This is a genomic window from Bradyrhizobium sp. CCGB01, from assembly GCF_024199795.1.
Taxonomy (GTDB): domain Bacteria; phylum Pseudomonadota; class Alphaproteobacteria; order Rhizobiales; family Xanthobacteraceae; genus Bradyrhizobium.
The window spans coordinates 7,285,706-7,302,736 of the sequence record NZ_JANADK010000001.1; the positions used below are offsets into that span (position 1 = coordinate 7,285,706).

General features: G+C 56.9%; 6 protein-coding genes and 1 pseudogene. 5 read left to right on the plus strand and 2 right to left on the minus strand.

Features of this window, described 5'->3' with window-relative positions; all coding sequences use genetic code 11:
• Positions 1-850 precede the first annotated feature (850 nt).
• Positions 851-1,095 (plus strand): annotated as a pseudogene (locus NLM25_RS34385) (hypothetical protein); the annotation flags it as partial.
• Positions 1,096-1,167: 72 nt separating this feature from the next.
• On the opposite strand, the gene NLM25_RS34390 reads toward NLM25_RS34385, so the two are convergent.
• Positions 1,168-3,255, minus strand: coding sequence for a hypothetical protein (locus NLM25_RS34390; protein ID WP_254122254.1), 2,088 nt, complete (start codon positions 3,253-3,255; stop codon positions 1,168-1,170).
• On the minus strand, positions 3,256-6,393 hold the full coding sequence (locus NLM25_RS34395) for a hypothetical protein (protein ID WP_254122256.1): 3,138 nt from the start codon (positions 6,391-6,393) through the stop codon (positions 3,256-3,258). It abuts the gene before it with no gap.
• A 294-nt stretch (positions 6,394-6,687) separates the two neighbouring features.
• On the opposite strand from NLM25_RS34395, the gene NLM25_RS44540 reads away from it, so the two are divergent.
• The 4 genes from NLM25_RS44540 (at position 6,688) to NLM25_RS34410 (ending at position 16,881) form a co-directional block, all read left to right on the plus strand.
• Positions 6,688-7,026 carry a tyrosine-type recombinase/integrase gene (locus tag NLM25_RS44540; RefSeq protein WP_375166948.1) on the plus strand — a complete coding sequence of 113 codons (339 nt, stop codon included), beginning with the start codon at positions 6,688-6,690 and terminating at the stop codon, positions 7,024-7,026.
• A gap of 820 nt (positions 7,027-7,846) precedes the next feature.
• Complete coding sequence (locus NLM25_RS34400; RefSeq protein ID WP_254139821.1) at positions 7,847-8,215, plus strand: hypothetical protein; 369 nt, start codon at positions 7,847-7,849, stop codon at positions 8,213-8,215.
• 1,392 nt (positions 8,216-9,607) lie between these two features.
• The gene (locus NLM25_RS34405; protein ID WP_254122262.1) at positions 9,608-10,894 is read left to right on the plus strand and encodes a CARDB domain-containing protein; all 1,287 of its coding nucleotides are present in this window, start codon (positions 9,608-9,610) and stop codon (positions 10,892-10,894) included.
• A gap of 1,013 nt (positions 10,895-11,907) precedes the next feature.
• Positions 11,908-16,881 (plus strand): ATP-binding protein, encoded by a 4,974-nt coding sequence (locus NLM25_RS34410; RefSeq protein ID WP_254139822.1) that lies wholly within the window; start codon positions 11,908-11,910, stop codon positions 16,879-16,881.
• Positions 16,882-17,031 lie beyond the last annotated feature (150 nt).

Here is a 17,031-nt window from a genome sequence, read left to right on the forward strand (position 1 = left end):
CCTTGTGGAACCCATTTGGTAGCCCGAAGCTCATGCACCAGACGCGAGGCCGCAGTATGCGTACCCCCGACAAGTTACGACGATAGGCAGCCTTCCAATAATTGGACTCGACAGGAAGTGATGTGATCGTTCGCCAGATTAACCGCGAAAGTTCAAGGGATGGCGCCTTCAAGAGTTTCTGGATGTGCGGAATGTAATAGTCTCAATCAATCGGCGACGTGGGTCTGTCGCCACCGACCAAACTCAGATACGCCCACTCCGGATTATGTCGGCAATATCCGTGCTCAATCTTCAATTGCACCGTAGCGCCTACGGATTCAGCAATGCTGCGACCCGCTTTATCGAGATTGCACAGTCCTTGTAGCGCGCCTGAAGCGCCACGCAGTCAGCATCTTCTCCGATACCGGTGTAATGGGCGGAGAGATCGGTTTGTTTATAGGGCTCATCGAGATAGATGCCATTTGGCGCCACAAACTGACTTTCGACCTCTGACGTTGGTAGCGCGGGCGACGTGTCGTGATCTTACACAACCTGCATCAGCACCAAGGACGTGGCAGCTTTGGACAGCTCGTTGCGCCACATACGAAGCGAACTGCTAGACCTTCCGAGATTAATTAGCTCCCACATCCACGCCGTTGACTTGGAGCGCTCCGCAGCGACGCCCGAAATTGCACGCATTGGTGCCTTCCGTCCCAGACTTACAAGAGCATGCAATTTGCTGAAATGCCGGGCTACCGCTGCTGACCAATTCGCGAAGTCGCCGTTCTGCAGCATCGCCCTTGTGGCGCTCTGCGTCGCATAGAGCCCGGTCTCCGGTTTCGGGCGCGTTAAAACCGACTAGCCGAACGTTCTGCTGACTATCGCCAGTGCCATCGTCGAGCCGATCCACCCGAAGGCGATGCCGGTGACCTTAATTTCGGGTGAGGAGCTCGACGTCTGAAGGCGCGCCGTGGGGCGAGGCGAAGGCGCTCCAGCGCGCCGCTGCCGGATGAGACGTTGAGATTGCGCGGCATGAAACACACCGCCGCTTGGCCCGATGGCCCCTGGCATCCGCATGAACATTTGTTTCAAGAACAGTTGAGCCTCGTGTTGTGAACGCGATCCGCCGGATCGGCGATGAGGTGCATCTCCATCTGTTGCAAGCCCCGACCCACGCCACCAGCTCACTCAATTCGGCGGAGGGAACCCCTTGATGAATCGGAATTTCGTAGCGTCATTGTCCGTATCGACAGTGATGTTCGCTGTTCTCAACCTCCCGTCTTTCACCCCAACGAACATGATGTCGGACGGATCGTCAGCCTTCAGCGGCATTTTGACAACGCAAAAGTGGTTTTCAAAAACATAGGTTTTCCGGCCGAGTGGTCCTTTGAGATCACGAACGGAAGCATGCATGGCGATGACACCTTGAGAACGGATCGCGTACTGTTGTTCCCACGACGGAATGATCGATTCGCCGATGTTTCCGGGGTCCGTCCAGAACGTGTACCACTTCTTATCCATGTAAGCATCCTTCTTAATATTCTTGATCGGGCTGCTTGTGACCTGCACAAGACGAATGACGAACTGAGCGTTGCCCTTCATCATTTCATTCATATCGGCGCCCCAGGCGTAGCGTCCGGTCACCACAGAGCCATGGTGAACGTCACCCGAAAAAACAACTAGCGCCTTGAGATTGGTTTCATTCTTAAGCCAGTCCATGAGTTCCGAGCGTTGAACCGTGTTGTTAGCGTAAAGCTCGTAATCCCCTTCATAGCGATCCGAGGGATATTTAAAGAGCTTACTTTGGATATAGAGCATGCTTCGATGGGGTAAAAACGGCGTCGGCAAAACCAAAAGCAGCAGCCCGGCTCTAGGCAAACCCTGTTGATCCATCTCTTCTTTGATCGCTGGCCACACTTTTTTTCCGCTCAACACGACCGACTCACCCCTCCGGTATTCGCGCCGAGTCCGCGTGTCGACGCAAATTGCCTTCGGGTTCGACGCTGCCGTAAAGGTCCAATGAAAGTTCATTAGCTGTTTGTCGTAAAAGTACGACGTCGGGCCCGGCATCCCCTTGCCTGTTCGAAGTCTCTCGAAATGCTTGAAGAGAGTGTCGCGAAAGTCCTTGTTGAATTTGCCGGGCTCGTTTCCCCACGCCTGAAAAGCCCAGTAGGCTGCCAAACCGTTCGAGATGATTCTTGTCGCAAGCGGGCTCGCCTTTGTCGCCGTCTCCCAGGGTTCATCGAGGTTCCAGTCGTCCGTGACTTCATGATCATCGCAGAGCATGTAGACCGCGATATTTGCCATGACTCGGCGGCTGGACTGCACAGCCGTCGGGAAATCCTCCAAATTCGGGACCGAGCCGTCGTCGACCCCATAGAGCTTGCAAAGCTCGGGGCTCCACACTGCTAAATACATCGAAGCATACTCCGCAAATGAGAGAAGATGAGCTTCTCCATCTTCTGTGCTGAATCCGATTGGACTCGTGATCCTATGGCTTAACTGCTTACGACCCGACCAAAGCTCCTCGGGGCCGGGAGCCCATTTCGATCCGCGACCTGCGCCGGGCTCTTCCGTCCACTTGGGGTTCTCGTGGGTAAAGTAATCAACTGACGTGTAGCCCGACCCGTCTGCTTTCGGAATTTTTTCGACATAGCCAAAGACGTTTTTCGCGATTTTCTGAACCGCCTTAAAGAGCGGAACAGCCACATCGTCGCCGTAAATTTGGTCGCCGCTGAGAAGAAGACTTGAGGGCCTTTTCTCGGGATCCGCGGCGTTCGTGGCCATGAATTCATCAAAGACATTGTGAGCATCTTCGCCGTGCGCCCCAGGGCGGCGACACGATCCGGTCGCAAGCGTCGAGTTTTTCTTTTCACCGATAATGAACGTCGGCAAATCAAACGGGGGATAATTGATTCTGAGTTTCAGATCACTGATCTTCGTCGTTTTCGGTTCACCGTTTTCTTCGGTGTTCAGGATTAAGTCATAGCCCAAGATCAAATCCGTCGGAAACAATCCCGATTTCGGCACGGCCGAGCAAAGGACAATCCAGATATTCTCGCCGATCCTCATTCGGTATTCGTCGCTGATCCTTAAAATAATTTCCTTGAAGGCTTTGTCGACAAGCCTTGTAGCGATCGACCCGTCGTTGTTGTAGGGAACAACGCGAGCCTGAGACCCTTTGATCTCTTTACTGCACGCCACCCAAAACCAGACGATTTCGCGCGTCGCTTTGCGCACGATCGGTCCTGCCAACACAAAAGGATGTGCAGCCATTTATTCCGGAACCCACTCTCCCGCGGCGTTCTTGATCCAAACGGGAAGCCTGTCGTCGGCGCGGAGATGCACGAGTGTTGTCGGGACACGGACGAGCCACGGATCCCCTTGCGGAACCTCTTCTCCTGGTCTCGCCAATCGTTCGGCGATTTCGTCGGCGATCGGAAGATAGAGTGGAGACGAGATCGGCGGCAGTCCCTTTCCCTTCCACGGCTCGCCAAAATGCATAAAGTGATCGATAGCGCCCTCAAATCCGGGACGCGCGGGAACTACGACCCGGCAATATCCGGCCTTTAAGAACTGGTTGAACTCGGGATCATTTTCTTCATAAGAGACTTTGGACTCCCACTGGCTTTTACGTCCCCAGAAATACGGATACGTGACCCATGTCATATGCTCCCATTCGAACGCCTGCTCGATGAAGCGCACGTACGGTCCTTCGGCCTCGTTCTCGTAAAGGTCCGATTCCGGAAGTCCGTGGGACCCTGTCGCCACCGCACCAAATCGTTCAAAGTGCTGATCAGTGAGAATTGCCACGCAGTTCTTTCGCAGTTCATCCTTCATTAACTGCAGATTGAGCGCTGGGCTTTTTCCTTTGATCGCAACACCTACCTGCATTTCGAGGTTCGCCAGTTTCTCCTCGTAGTCGGCCTGAAGCACCTTGTAGGCTTGGGTGAGCTTCGCGTGAGTTTCATGCCTCCACTTTCTCATCGCGCGCTCGGTGCGTTGGCATTTCACTTCACCGGCAATTGCCACATGACTGATCTTGTACGTGTTTAGAGCAAACGGAATCGAATCTGTCTCCAGATCCAAGTCCGTGCTCCACATCCAATCGCCCTTGGGAAAACGGTGTGTCCGCTTCCCGAGAACCACGTCGACCGTGGCGGCGTCTTCCCAGATGTTCGCTACTTTGCCGACACTGCCATGAACGGCTTGGTATCCTTCGTCGATGACGATTTGGCCGGAATGATCGTAATCCGTGCTGTCGTCTCCGCCGCCCGCCTTGAAATCAAATGATTTCGTTTTGTACTCATCCGGCGGAGGCGTGACATCCGTTGCACGGTAGAGCGACACGTAAGTGTGATAATTAATTTCGTCGATCTCATTAGGTCGAAGAGTGAAAGGCAACGGCCTTTCGAGCTCCATGGCGTGGGCATGGCTTTTCTCAAGGGCCGCGATCAAGAAAGCACCGGGCTCTGGCACCGTGAAGTCAAACATCGTGCGCAAGCCATAGTTAAACATTTGCGCTTCGTAGACTTTGTTAACCCATTGGTAAACGCCGCTGATGTTCGCGGGGCCGTCGGTGTTATCCAAAGTGTGCAGGTTCTTTTCGATGACTTCGTTGGTGACCCGGAGCGAGGCTCGCTGAAGAACGCGCTCCGTGATTTTTCTGGAACTGCGCTCCGTTACTTCTTGCGAAAATTTCGCCGCGGTTTTCGTCGCCTCTTCCTTGGTGCGATCGAGAGACCCCTCTGCACTCGCGGAAAAATCAACCGTGGGCCCGTACCTTCCTGACAGAGTGAGGCCTGCTTTAAGGGAGGCGTCCTCTCTCAAAGTGTTTTCCGTCTCGCGGGACATCTCGAAGCGGTTAGTCGATTCGAGCTCGCGTTCTTCGGTCGTGGTGGTCTCGCTTTCGCGGAATGTGACCTCTTCGGTCTCTCGGCGGCGCGAGTGCTCGCGATCCTTTTTCTCGCCTTTTAAGATGGATTCGATGTGAGCCACATCCGCCGCTTCATATTTGATCAGCTGCTGTTTGATGATCAAGAGATCGGCCATTCCCGAAGGAGCCACTTTGCCGTGGGAGTGAGGGACCCGGGGATCTAAGGGCAAGGGCGGCCCGGTCAGTGTTCCAACGCCAGAGCCTAAGACCAGAGTCGTCCAGTCTGACGCAAGAGGAGTCGCAACTTTGACGAGCGTGTTTCCGATTCGCTTGAGGCTTGTCCGCGTTGGCCTGCCAAAAAGAGATTCAAGTTCCTTCGCTAACGCTGTCTGCTCGCTTCGAAGAGACTCTACAATTTGATCAAGTGGGCGCTCGGAAACCGCAAGCCCTCGTTCTTTTAACGACGCGCGAGAGGCTTCGGGCATTTGAAGTTCGACCGCTGGTTTCAGCCGAAAGCTTGCCTCACCAGGCAAGAGGGGTGTGAATTCGCCTGTTCCGTTTTGCAGTTTTAGCGCCGGAAAAGCGCTCCCTTCAACTTTGGGGCCGAGTTCGACATTCGGAATTGTTCTCGTCGCGGGAGTTGGAGTTCCAGTTGCTCCCGCAGCGCCAGACTCATTCCTGATGTTGAGCTCAGTGCGCAAGAGATTCAGCTGCGAGAGGTGCTGGCGCTGACCCATTTCGGTTGAAAAAACCTGCACCGGTCGCCACTGAGGGGCGACCATGAATCCCACAGCCGGTCGTTGCGGCGTTGATTGGATATTGTCTCGGACGGTTCCGAGCCTCTTTAAGACCTCGACTGTTGTTCCCAGGTGCTTATAGAGATCGAATTTCTTTTGAGCGTTCTCTCGTCTTTTCTTCTCTTCTTCTTCACGTCTTTTCTGCTCCTCTTTCTCTTGCTCGGAGTTGGACAGCGCGGAAGGAGGAAGCAAGATATCTGGAAGGCGAAACGATCGACGCCGATACCGCCAGAGCACAGCCCCTTTTGCGGGAAAGTCGTCGACTTTGGAAATTTGAAGAATTGTTTCTAAGTCGCGAAGCTGGCGCGAGAGCTGTTCAATGGGCCTTTCATGCTCTTCAGGAAGAAGTTTGATCGCAATCAAACTATCCTTCAAAGAAGAGATCGGCTGATTGAGCGACCCTCGTAGCGCGAGAGTGTCCGGGCGTGCTCCGAAAGCGTCATCAACGGCTTGGGTCGCTTCCGAATTCGTCACCGCCTCTTTCTTTTCTAACGTGTCGAATGCAGTTGCGAGCGCCTTCAATTCTTTGGCGATAGAGAAGAGTTTCGGATCACCAATAAAAGCTGATGATTTAACGAAGTCACGTGCGGCGACCTTGTAGGCCTCCCGGCGATTACGACTTGTCTCGGCCGCTTTGAGCGCTGCTTGGAAAGGAGATTCTTGCGCCAGTAAAATGCTAGGAGCGTCTTCGCTCTGAGCTACCGCCGGCCGGGTGAGCATGAATCGGAAAAGAATTTCCACGGCGAACGCTCCCTTCTTTTGCAGAAGCTGACCTGCCCGGCTTGTTCCTCCGGGCGAGACTGGAGTCAGGGATGAGATTGGCGCGTGTTCGGGGGGAAAGCAATGGGTGATCGGCGGAGCTGATGATGTGGACGGCCCCACCGATGCGCTTCAGGGTCTGGCTTGGGGCCGCCATTTTGGGACCGACAGCCGGGTGCCACGTCACATGGCTGCTCTGATTTGCTCCAGTAAATCGTGCTTGCGCGGCCATGCTTTGTAAATAGAATCGCCTGAAGATTCAAAAGCGTGCGCTTTATGCCGGGCAAGCAGGCGAAGATTTTAGCTGCTGACCAGATCGACAATCTTCTTCTGTTTGCCGAAACGACTCGGTATCCGCTTCGAGACCGCGTGATCGTCTTGCTCTCTGTGAAAGCTGGCCTTCGAGCCGCTGAGATTGCGAACCTCACGTGGGAGATGGTTCTCGATCCGAACGGTGCCATTAGCCCAGCCTTGGAGGGCGCTGCAAAGAAGGGCCATGGCCGAATTCCCTCTCCATGCAGCCCTTCGAGAGGCGCTCTCCCCGCTCCGAGGGAAATCCGAACCTTCACAGCCCGTCGTGCTTTCGGAGCGGGGCGGCAAGATGAAAGCGCGTAACATCGTCATCTGGTTTAGCCGCGCCTACCGAGCTATCGGTCTTGACGGCTGCTCCTCGCATTCGGGCCGCCGAACATTCATCACGCGTGCGGCCCGGCTTGTACATAAAGCCGGTGGCTCCTTGCGCGATGTTCAGTTGTTGGCTGGCATCGCTCGATCCAGACCACGCAAGGTACATCGATGGCGACAGTGACGCCCAGCGGAGGCTGGTATCACTGATCTAGGACGCCGCTCACATCCCCCACGACCGCTGCGGAAGAAGGCAGCAAGGCTGGCCCCCTTCAACCTTCCTAAACTACACAAAGACGCTGACGCTTTGATCCGCGCCGTCTGTGCAGTCGTGGAATCCCTGTCATTCCTCGATGAGATCGACGAAGAAATTCGTTACGCGGGTTTGGATCAAGCTGTCGCGTCGGGCAATACACCGCCCATTTTTGATTGGCTCCTTACGTCAGGGTATCTCTGACCGGGTTGCGCGGAGCTACGTGGAGAAGCATGACACCGCGTCCTAGTCCAGGATGAAGGCAAAGCCTCGAAAGGTCGCGCTCCTGCCGGAAACTTCAAACTTACTGGGACTACGCGGGCTGCCGGTATGACAATGGAAGCTTCACTTGTGCCGAGCCCGATCATATCGACGCCTGCCCGGTACCTCGTCCACGCCTGCTGCTGGCGTTACTTGTGATCGCCGCGGCGGGCTGACTGTGGGACAAGCTCGATGAATGGGTGCGTGGCCGTTCGTGCTTTTGGCAGGGATAATCTGTTTCGGCTGGCTCATGAGCTAGCCCCTGCGCTGAGCGGGTCTAGGGCTGAGAGTAGAGCGATGATCCTCAATCGGAAAGACTTGCGGGAAGCCATTTTCACATCTGTGGGCGGCGGCATTCTGATCGCCATCGCCTTTTGGCTGCGTGGTCTAATCGAAGCCTACATGGGTGAAACAGCCGCAAGTTGGCTCCTCAATATTTTCCTGCTCGTCTATTTGCTGTCGCTGATCCCGGTTTTGAGTGGCTGGCTGGAAATTCGAAACTGGGAACGCATGGAGCGCAAGCAGAAGAGGACGAGCGCGAGCGGGTCAAAATGGAGAGGCAGGCAAGACAGCAGCAGGATGAATATGATCCTTCCTGAACTGGGTTCGGTAAAACCGACGGACGGCCAACCGTCTGATGTGCATCGCCGAAGAGGAGCAGATTGAGGACCCGGAACGTCGCAGTTGGATCATCGAACGACGTGAGCGCGAAAGCCCCAATGCGTTGACTGACCTTCCCCGGCTGTTTGATTTGATGAAGGCCAATCGCGATCTCAAAAAATTCGGGATCGAGCCCCCCCGCTAGGTGGTAGCAACCGCTGGTAGCCGAAGACCATCAAAAGAAGATAACCCTCGCGAGGAAGCTTGAATCCTGCGCAGTGGGGCATCGACACCTTGCGGCCCAGGGTGTAAATTCCTCGTGCCGCTGGTGAGAAACAGCATGGCCAGGATCTTACCTCTCTCACGAAAGGCCGCGACGATCCTTGCTGGGGTCGCTATCGGAGCTGCAGTAGCGTGGGAGGCAGAGGCACAGCCCAGAACGTTGCCCGATCTTACCGTATCCATGAGCGCGGCGCCGGTCGACGTGCTTGTCGGCAGGGCCTACGAAATCCAGATCATAATTGCCAATACGTCACCCGGATCACGCCGACCATCTCTGCTCAGAGACGCGCCGCCGATTGTACCCACCCCTCCAGTTGGAGGACTTGAAGTACCTCGATCCGGCGCACCTACAATCGCCGAAGGCGGGGCCGATGTGCAGAAAGCGCTTCTGAAGCTCACAACGACTTTCGCGGGTCATCGGCCAGTCTCAATTCAAACGCAACCGCTTATTTCCACCATAAGGTGCGATCCAGCAGCTGGTGTTGGGATGGAGCCTGATCCGACGACCGATATCTGTCGGTTTGGCCCCCTCAACAAAGGCGGACGCTGGACGATCACCCTGGTCTACCCCGCCGTGGGCTATATGCGGGGACCTCGGGGCGTGACCCTGCTTCCTGGCAATATGGCACCCGTCAGGTATGAGGCGCACATCGACTATCCTAATCAGATTGTCGAACGAGACGAGACGAACAATAAAGCCCAAGTTTCAATAAAGGTTCAAATCCCCACACAGGGGCCAGCGGGTGGGCCAGTTACAGGAGGTAATACCGAGCCCGCAGGATCCACAAGACAGTCGTTTTATTTTGACGGGTATCGTACCTGTAAAACGGGAGTCTCGTGCACCGAAAAGCTCTGCTCATGGGGTCAGGGGGTGGATATGAGTCTAGCTGGCACGAGAACTTTCTTTTGCCCCCTCTGCGGCAACGTTCCGATTTGTGGCCAGTTGAGGGAATGGGGTGAACTGAAGAACCGGGCGACTTTTAGGGGGCGTGAAAATTGTCCGTATCCGATGCCCGTGGGCTTCTGCTGAGGCTTAATCGAGGCGCTGCTGATAGAGGACTGGCTTTCGGTCGACTGTCGTGCAGCGTTCGAACAGCAGGCGCTCAGGAACGTGCTTGATAGAGACGCAGCAATCAGTCCATCTCATGTAAGGTTAAGAGCCTGTGGAGAGGAAGGATGGCCGGAGATCATTTCTATACGATTTCTGCCGCTGAACGCGACGCCGCCGTTCAGAATTCCAACTACAAGTCGGAAGGGACGGCGTGCTGGGTAATCGCACCTGATTCCCCTCTCGTTAACCCTAGAGGCCTTGGTGAACATTTCTACACAACCTCCGCGTCCGAACGCGACAATGCGGTCGCGAACGTGGGTTATCTTAGCGAGGGTGTAAGCTGTTTCGTCTTAGAGAGTCAGCTCTTTGGAAGCGTACCGCTATATCGCATGGTGAGCGGGATTAATGGCGACCACTTCTACACAATATCCGCGGCGGAACGCGATAATGCGATTGCCAACCTCAACTATACTAGTGAGGGCGTCGCATGCTATGTTTTCGATATTAAGACCGCGGAGAACTCCCCGCTGTTTCGCCTCCTAAGCAAGAATACCGGGGAGCATTTTTATACTACTTCGGTGCTCGAGCGAGACAACGCCATCGCAAATCTTAACTATGCGGATGAAGGCACTAAATGCTTCGTCTATACGGCGCCTCGACCGAATGCCGTCGCCTTCCACAGACTTGTCCGAGCAAGCGACCCTCAAGCGCCCGTCCCATTATTTCGCGCCTACAACCCGAACAATGGGGATCATTTTTACACCACGTCCGCTGTGGAGGCGGATTTCGCCGTCCAAAGATACGGCTACAGGGGCGAAGGCAAGGCCTGCTACGTCTATGACAAACCTCGAGGTGGAGTAACTCCATTCTACCGTTGCGTCAGCACAAAGATCGGAGACCATTTCTATACAACAGATCTCGCTGAACGGGATAATGCTGTTGCAGCGTTGGGCTATCGTGACGAAGGAGTTGCCTGCTACGTCTACGCAAATCAGACGCAAGGGTTCGTACCTCTATACCGCCTCGTGCAGACAGCCGCCGCCGCTGCTCGTATTCCTGACGGCCGTCCACAGGTTCAACGCGCAGAACTCACGTGGCTAAATACATGGATTCAACCAACGCAATTCCCGAAACCGGGACAAGCTTTTGTCGTCTATTTCAGCCTTGCGAACATTGGCAACAAGGCGTCGGGGCCATTCAAGATTCGCCTCGAGCTTGATGGGGGCGCGTCAAGAACAGACATAGCAGCCCCAGGGTACAATCCAGGACAAGGCGACTACGTGTATTGGCAGTTTCCGTATGGTTTGGGGGTGGGCCATCACTATGTTTATGCCTATCTCGATATTTTGAATCAGGTCCCAGAGAGCAGCAAAGCAAACAACATCAGTTACAGTGGATTCGGAGTTTCATAGAAAGCTTCCTCGGCACGAGCAGCCCGGATGAGCATCAACGCGCAGATCCGGACTTCGCCGAGGATTCCGCCGGCTCCCCCTAGCTCTCTATTCGGCGGTCAGAGAGTTATCACGAAGCTCCGCTTTGGACTGGGCCGAAATAAGAGTACGAGCGAAGCTGCGGCTCGCGCGGAAGGGCACAACAAGGCTCTGGGCTACCTTCTTGCTCAATTCATCAAGGATGCTCAATATAGGTCGCTCCACACTTGTGTGCTACTTACGGACAATGGTTCCCGCTGTTTGATCACCGCGGCGGCTCGGGAGCGTAAGCATCTTCTTCAGTGCCTTGCTCGCATCACCGCGTCCTTGATAAGTGCCGAGCAAAACGCTTGTCGCTATTAGAAGTCACCTAAACCTCCGGCCTCAGTCGCTCACCTACGTAGTGCTCAACGACGCCGAGTTTGAGTGAGGCGCCAATCCTAAGGAATAGGCTGCCCCCAAAAAAGCGAGAGCTTTCCTTTTCGGAAACCAACACGTTCAGAAATCTGCCGATCAGCGGTCCTTCATCAATGCCGGCTCGGGGACTTTTTAGCATCGACGATTGCAACAAACCTGGCACAGACTCGCCGATTTTGATGCTACATCGATACCACTTCGCGAAACTAGAATAAGGAGTCGTTGCGGATCGTCAAATCGAGCGCGCGACAAGTGTCACAGTTTGACGCCAGCGCAGGCCCAACGATCGTATCGGCAAAACTGTATCGACGGACTTCCGCTTTGCTTATCAGCGGGAATATCGCCTCTTGTTTCCGAGCTTTTGGGAAATGCCCAATATCCGTAGCTCGGTCCGCTTAATGATATCGTCGAGGTCCGTCTGCGGCCGTAGCGAAACCAGAAACTAAAACGGCCTCCTGCCCGAAGCGAATCGCTGTGGCCGGCGGCCCCTCGCCACAAAGCGTTGGGGCAGGTCCTTGAAAGTGTTCCTGATTTGAGCACGCTTGCGGCGGCCGGGCTACAACCTAAATTCGTCGCTCATGGCAAAGGGCAAGATGCGAGCTGCGCCGCGCAAGCAGACGACGCTCAAAAAAAAGAAGGCATCCGAGGGGCCTGTCAAGAAGACCACCGGAAAGTCAGGCAAGGGACGGACCTTGCCGGGCGGCAAATCTGCGTCCAAAGCAAGTGCCAAGAAAAAAAGCTCCGCCGACCTACTGGCACGGGCTGGCGGTAGTGCAACGACTGCCGGCGTGACCTTCCAAGCCTCCGTCGGCGCCGTTTTCGCAGTCCAGATGCTCGCAGAGACCGTCATGGATGACCGCCTTGGTCTAGGTGGCGCAAAGCCTTGCGGGATACGGTTTGAAAGTGAAGCCGCTGTCGACGATTGCGGGATCGAGACCGATGCCGGCGGTTGGATCTTCATTCAGGCCAAGACCGGGGTCACGCTATCCGGCAAGGCCGACAGCGACTTGCGGAAAACCGCTGGGCAAATGATCCGACTCTGGCATAGCGCCAGAAGGGGCCACGGGAGGAAGGGATGGGATCGGCCGTTGGATCCATCCAAAGATCGCCTGCTGCTGGCGGCAGGCCCGACATCGAGTGGCAGCGTGACCCGCGACCTCGCGCGCGCGTTGAACACCTGCCGCGCGCAATACGCGGCCCCCTTGCCCAAGGCACAGAAGGACGCCTTAACGACATTCGTCCAAGCCCTGAAAGCGGAGTGGAAGTCCCTTACCAAGGCGCCCGCCCGCGAGAGCGACATTCGTGCACTCCTTCCCCTACTTTTCGTAATTCCATTCGATATGGCGGGCGCCGACCGTGCTGCGGCCGTCGCGGGAGCCGGCCATCTCGTCACTCGACCGAGCACCGGAGCCAATGCCTTCGTGGCGATCGAAAAGCATTGTCAGCACCTGATGGAAGCTAGGCTCGGCGATGGCCCCCTGCAATTTCGTAGCGCTTTGTCCGCTCTTGGCATCTCACTCAAAGCGCCACCGCGTTACGAGGCGGATGTGGCGCAACTTGCCCGATATAGCGTGGAGATGGGCCGCCGGTTGGCGGAATTTGAGAAAACGACTGTCTCCGGCGTCGATATCACCGTCCCGCGGCACGTCACTCAAGCGGTGATGGAAGCCGCACAAAGCGGGTCTTTCCTTGTTATCGGCGAGCCCGGTTCAGGTAAAAGTGCCGTCATCAGCGCTGCGGCAACCGCGCTCCGCGAACAAAAATACGATGTCATTGAGCTGGCGGTCGATCAGTTGCCGGTTGCCTCGGTGGAGGGCTTGCGCCTGGAGCTTGGGCTCGAACACCGCGTCGTCGACGTCCTCCAAAATTGGCCGGGGGCAACACCTGCGTTTCTGTTCATCGATGCGCTGGATGCCACGCGGGGCGGTGCGGGCGAGCAAGTCTTTCGTAGCCTGATCGACGCCGCCGTCAAGTATCCCTCCGCTCGCTGGAGGGTGATTGCCTCCATTCGCTCGTTCGATTTGCGGATGGGCGAACAGTTCCGTTCGTTGTTCAAAGGGACACCGCCATCGGCGGCTTATGCGAGCAAGGACTTTCTCGATATCCGTCACATCACAGTGCCGCCGTGGACGGATGCCGAGTTTTCGGCGTTGCGCGCTAACGCGCCACCTCTGGACCAGGCAATCACGCGCGGCGGCGAGAAGTTGCACGATCTAGCGCGCGTTCCCTTTAACACACGGCTACTTGCTGAACTTATCACGAATGGCGCCACGCCCGAGGCGTTCAACAGCCTCGCATCGCAAGTCGCACTACTTGCGCTCTATTGGCGCAAGCGCGTCGAACAACACGGCAGTGGCGCTGAGCTCTGCCTCCGCGAGGCGGTCGGCGAAATGGTCGCCAATCGAAGCTTGCGGGCGCGGCGCACAACGGCGGCGGCTCCGGATCCTGCCGCCTTCGACGCCGTTCAAAAAGACGGCGTCGTGATGCTGTTGTCCGATGTGCGACTGATCGGCTTCCGGCACCACATCTTGTTCGATTACGCGGCGAGCCGCCTCTTCATCGATCCGTTGAATATTGCGGCGACCGTGGATCGTCTGCGCAATGACCGCAGCTTGTCGCTGATGTTGGCGCCTGCGATTGGTTTTGCGTTGCAAGCACTTTGGGAGAATGACGACCCTGCCCGCGAGGCCTTCTGGGTAGCCGTCTCGCTATTCGCTGGCGGCACCGGCGTCGACCCCGTGGCGCGCAGCATTGCGGCCCGCATCGCATCGGAGCAGCCGCGGCAGAAAGATGACCTGGAAGGTTTTCTTTCTCTTTTGCAGAACCATGCCAGCCGGAAAGCCGCCAGCGGCGCCTTTGCACACGTGGTGGGCTCGATAGTTGTGCGCGTTGATGACGGGCTTCCAGTCGTGGATGCCGCATGGTGCCATCTTGCCGCGCGCGTCAGCACCGAGCTGGAGGGACTGGCCTGGCCGTTCCGCACGCTTCTGACGCGGTTCAGCGATCGTCTCACGAATCCCGCCATTCTGGCCGATTTTGGCCTTGCGGCACGCGCGCTGTTTTCCTACGCGTTCGATCGCCCCCCTGCCCTGTCCTTGCTGCCTATCGCGATCGAACTGGTCGCACAGAGCTACCGTTCGGATGCGGTTGCCTCGCGCACCCTCTTGGCGAAGGCGCTCGCGGCCGCGCGCCTTGAAACCCACGCGCATGAAGACATCCCGGCGCTCGCACGTCAGGCAAAGCTGCTTCTGGATGCCGATCCCGATTTCCTTGTTGAGATCTTTGGGGTGGTCTTCGGCTACAGCGTCAGCGACGACAGCAAGACGTCTATGGGCTCTAGCCAGATCCTCGCTTTAACGAGCAACCGGCGGCAGGACTATGATCACGCAAAATGGGAATTGAAGGAGATCGTACCGCGCTTCCTGGAAGCGCAGCCGGAAACGGCCATCCGTGCCATCAGCGCCGCGCTAGCAGGCTATGTCCGACGCAAATACGGAGAGGTTCGCACCATTGATCTCCCAACTGCCGGTGCCACGCTGACGCTAATCGAGGATGACAGTCACATCTGGGCATCCAATCCCGATGATCGCCATGCGCATGCGGACAATGCGGCCGGCATGCTCTTGGCTTTCAAGACTCGCCTTGAAACTGCGAGCGACGATGACGCCCGGGCGCTTGCACAATATGTCATTCGCCATGCGAAGCCGCTGGTGCTCTGGGCGCGGTTATTTCTCGTCGGCGCCAAGCGCGCGGCGGTTCTTGGCAAACTTCTGTGGCCATATGCGAGCGCAACGCCGATCCTACGATCATCGGATACGGCAAAAGAGGCCATTGATCTCGTCGCTGCCGTCTATCCCCTGGTCGATCCATCGGAACGGCAGCGGCTCGAGAATAGCGCCTGCACCATCACCTACCCGGACTTCAAGAATCCGGAACGCACGCAACTGGCGTTTTTAGGCCGTCTGTTTGGCGCCATTGGCCCAACCAATCTCACCACCGAACAAGCGCGCGGGTTTGTGACGGCGGCCACGACCCAGGAAATTTCGACCGACAATCGCAGAACCTACGAGTTCGAAGTGAGGAGCCTGCCGGTCGAACCGTATTACTGGCTTCCCAAGGAGGTTGACGCCAAAGCGCCCGCCAACGCGAAGCTGCTCCGCCTCATCGAAATCGTCGATGAGGCTGGCGGCGACTTCCCAAGCCGGCTTGCGGCAGCCGAAGCCGTGGCCTCAGCCATCCAGAGCGCCAGCGTCGACGGGGTTGCGCCGCGCATCACCGCGTATGCCGAAGATCAGCTGGGTTATGCGCTGCCGAAGCTTGCGCGCGAGCAGAGCGACTTGAGAAAAGATTCCGCGATGGCGGTGCGTCTCTGGACGCTGGTGTCACCAATGCTGACGAATTGTCGTCCGGAAGGAGTCCCGGGCAAAGCCACCGATCGCGGGCCGCGCGCATCGGCAACCGATGCGGCGTTGCGCCTTTGTACAATCTCTCAATCGTTGGCGGATCGCATACTTCCCACGATCGACCCCCTGCGCGACGACCCGAACGCGGGTGTTCGGTACGCGTTCGCCAACCATTTCGGATGCCTTTGGGAATTTAGGCGAGCGGATCTCTGGCGGATTGCTGAGCAATACGTCGCGAGCGCGACCGACAAGGCTGTGCTGACGGCCCTTACCGGCTTCCTCTGCTGGGCAATCCATCACGACGTGGAGCGCGTCGAAGATCTCGCATTGAAGCTGCACCCGCGCGCCAGCGACGAGGAGGATGTACATGGCGATAGCATGGTGGAGGGGATTGCCAGCGTGGTCACGTTTCTGTGGACCCGGTATGACCGGCCGCGTGCCCACAGCCTGATCCAAGCCTGGCTTGCCGAACCGGAGACCTATGACGCCGAGCTCGGGCGCGTCGTTGCAAGCATGCGCGGCCACATCACCGGCGGCTATCGACTGCACAAGACCATCGAGGTCAAGCTTCGCACGCATTTCCAGTCGCTGGCGGCCGAAATGGTGGCGCGCGCAGCGTCTTGCCTCGATGCGTTTTATGCCAAGGGCGACGCCGAACTCACGGAAACAGAGCGCAACCGCGTTCGCGCCTGTGCGCGTCTTGCCGATCAGATTGGCGACCAGCTCTATTTCTCATCGGGCGCAGCGGCGCAGGGCAGCGAGGACGTCCCCTTGGCCGGCATCGATTCAAAACGTGCATTTCTGCGGGATGCGACGCCGATCATCCGACGTCTTGGCGATGTCGCCGTCCCGCATACAATTTACTACCTCATCGAGCTGCTAGATTTCCTGCGCCCTGCCGATCCCGAGACCGTCTTTGACCTCATCGTGCACGCAGTTCTCACCGGCGGTCCACGACACGGTTACGAGTTCGAGCCTATGGCGATCAATCGGTTTGTGACGATCGTGGGGGTGTATCTGGCCGACCACCGCGGCATCTTTGCCAGCCCCGATCGGCGCGAGAAGCTGATTGCCTGCCTCGATATCTTTGTCAACGCAGGCTGGCCAACGGCGCGGCGCCTACTCTATCGATTGCCCGAGCTTCTCTGAGGCCGTTGAAGTTCAGATCGCCGGTTGGCTCCCAACGAGTTGCCCAGCAGCTTTATCCCAGGCAGTGGCGCTTTATTTCTCGCTCAAAGGCGCCTTTCGCCCGTCGTAAATTAATCGAGCAGGATTGGATCATGCAACTGCTGCGCGGGA

Bases quoted from the DNA above. Each gene is read 5' to 3' on its own strand.
- NLM25_RS34400 (WP_254139821.1), top strand. From the start codon at position 7,847: ATGATCCTCAATCGGAAAGACTTGCGGGAAGCCATTTTCACATCTGTG.
- NLM25_RS44540 (WP_375166948.1), top strand. From the start codon at position 6,688: ATGCCGGGCAAGCAGGCGAAGATTTTAGCTGCTGACCAGATCGACAAT.
- NLM25_RS34405 (WP_254122262.1), top strand. From the start codon at position 9,608: ATGGCCGGAGATCATTTCTATACGATTTCTGCCGCTGAACGCGACGCC.
- NLM25_RS34390 (WP_254122254.1), bottom strand. From the start codon at position 3,255: ATGGCTGCACATCCTTTTGTGTTGGCAGGACCGATCGTGCGCAAAGCG.
- NLM25_RS34410 (WP_254139822.1), top strand. From the start codon at position 11,908: ATGGCAAAGGGCAAGATGCGAGCTGCGCCGCGCAAGCAGACGACGCTC.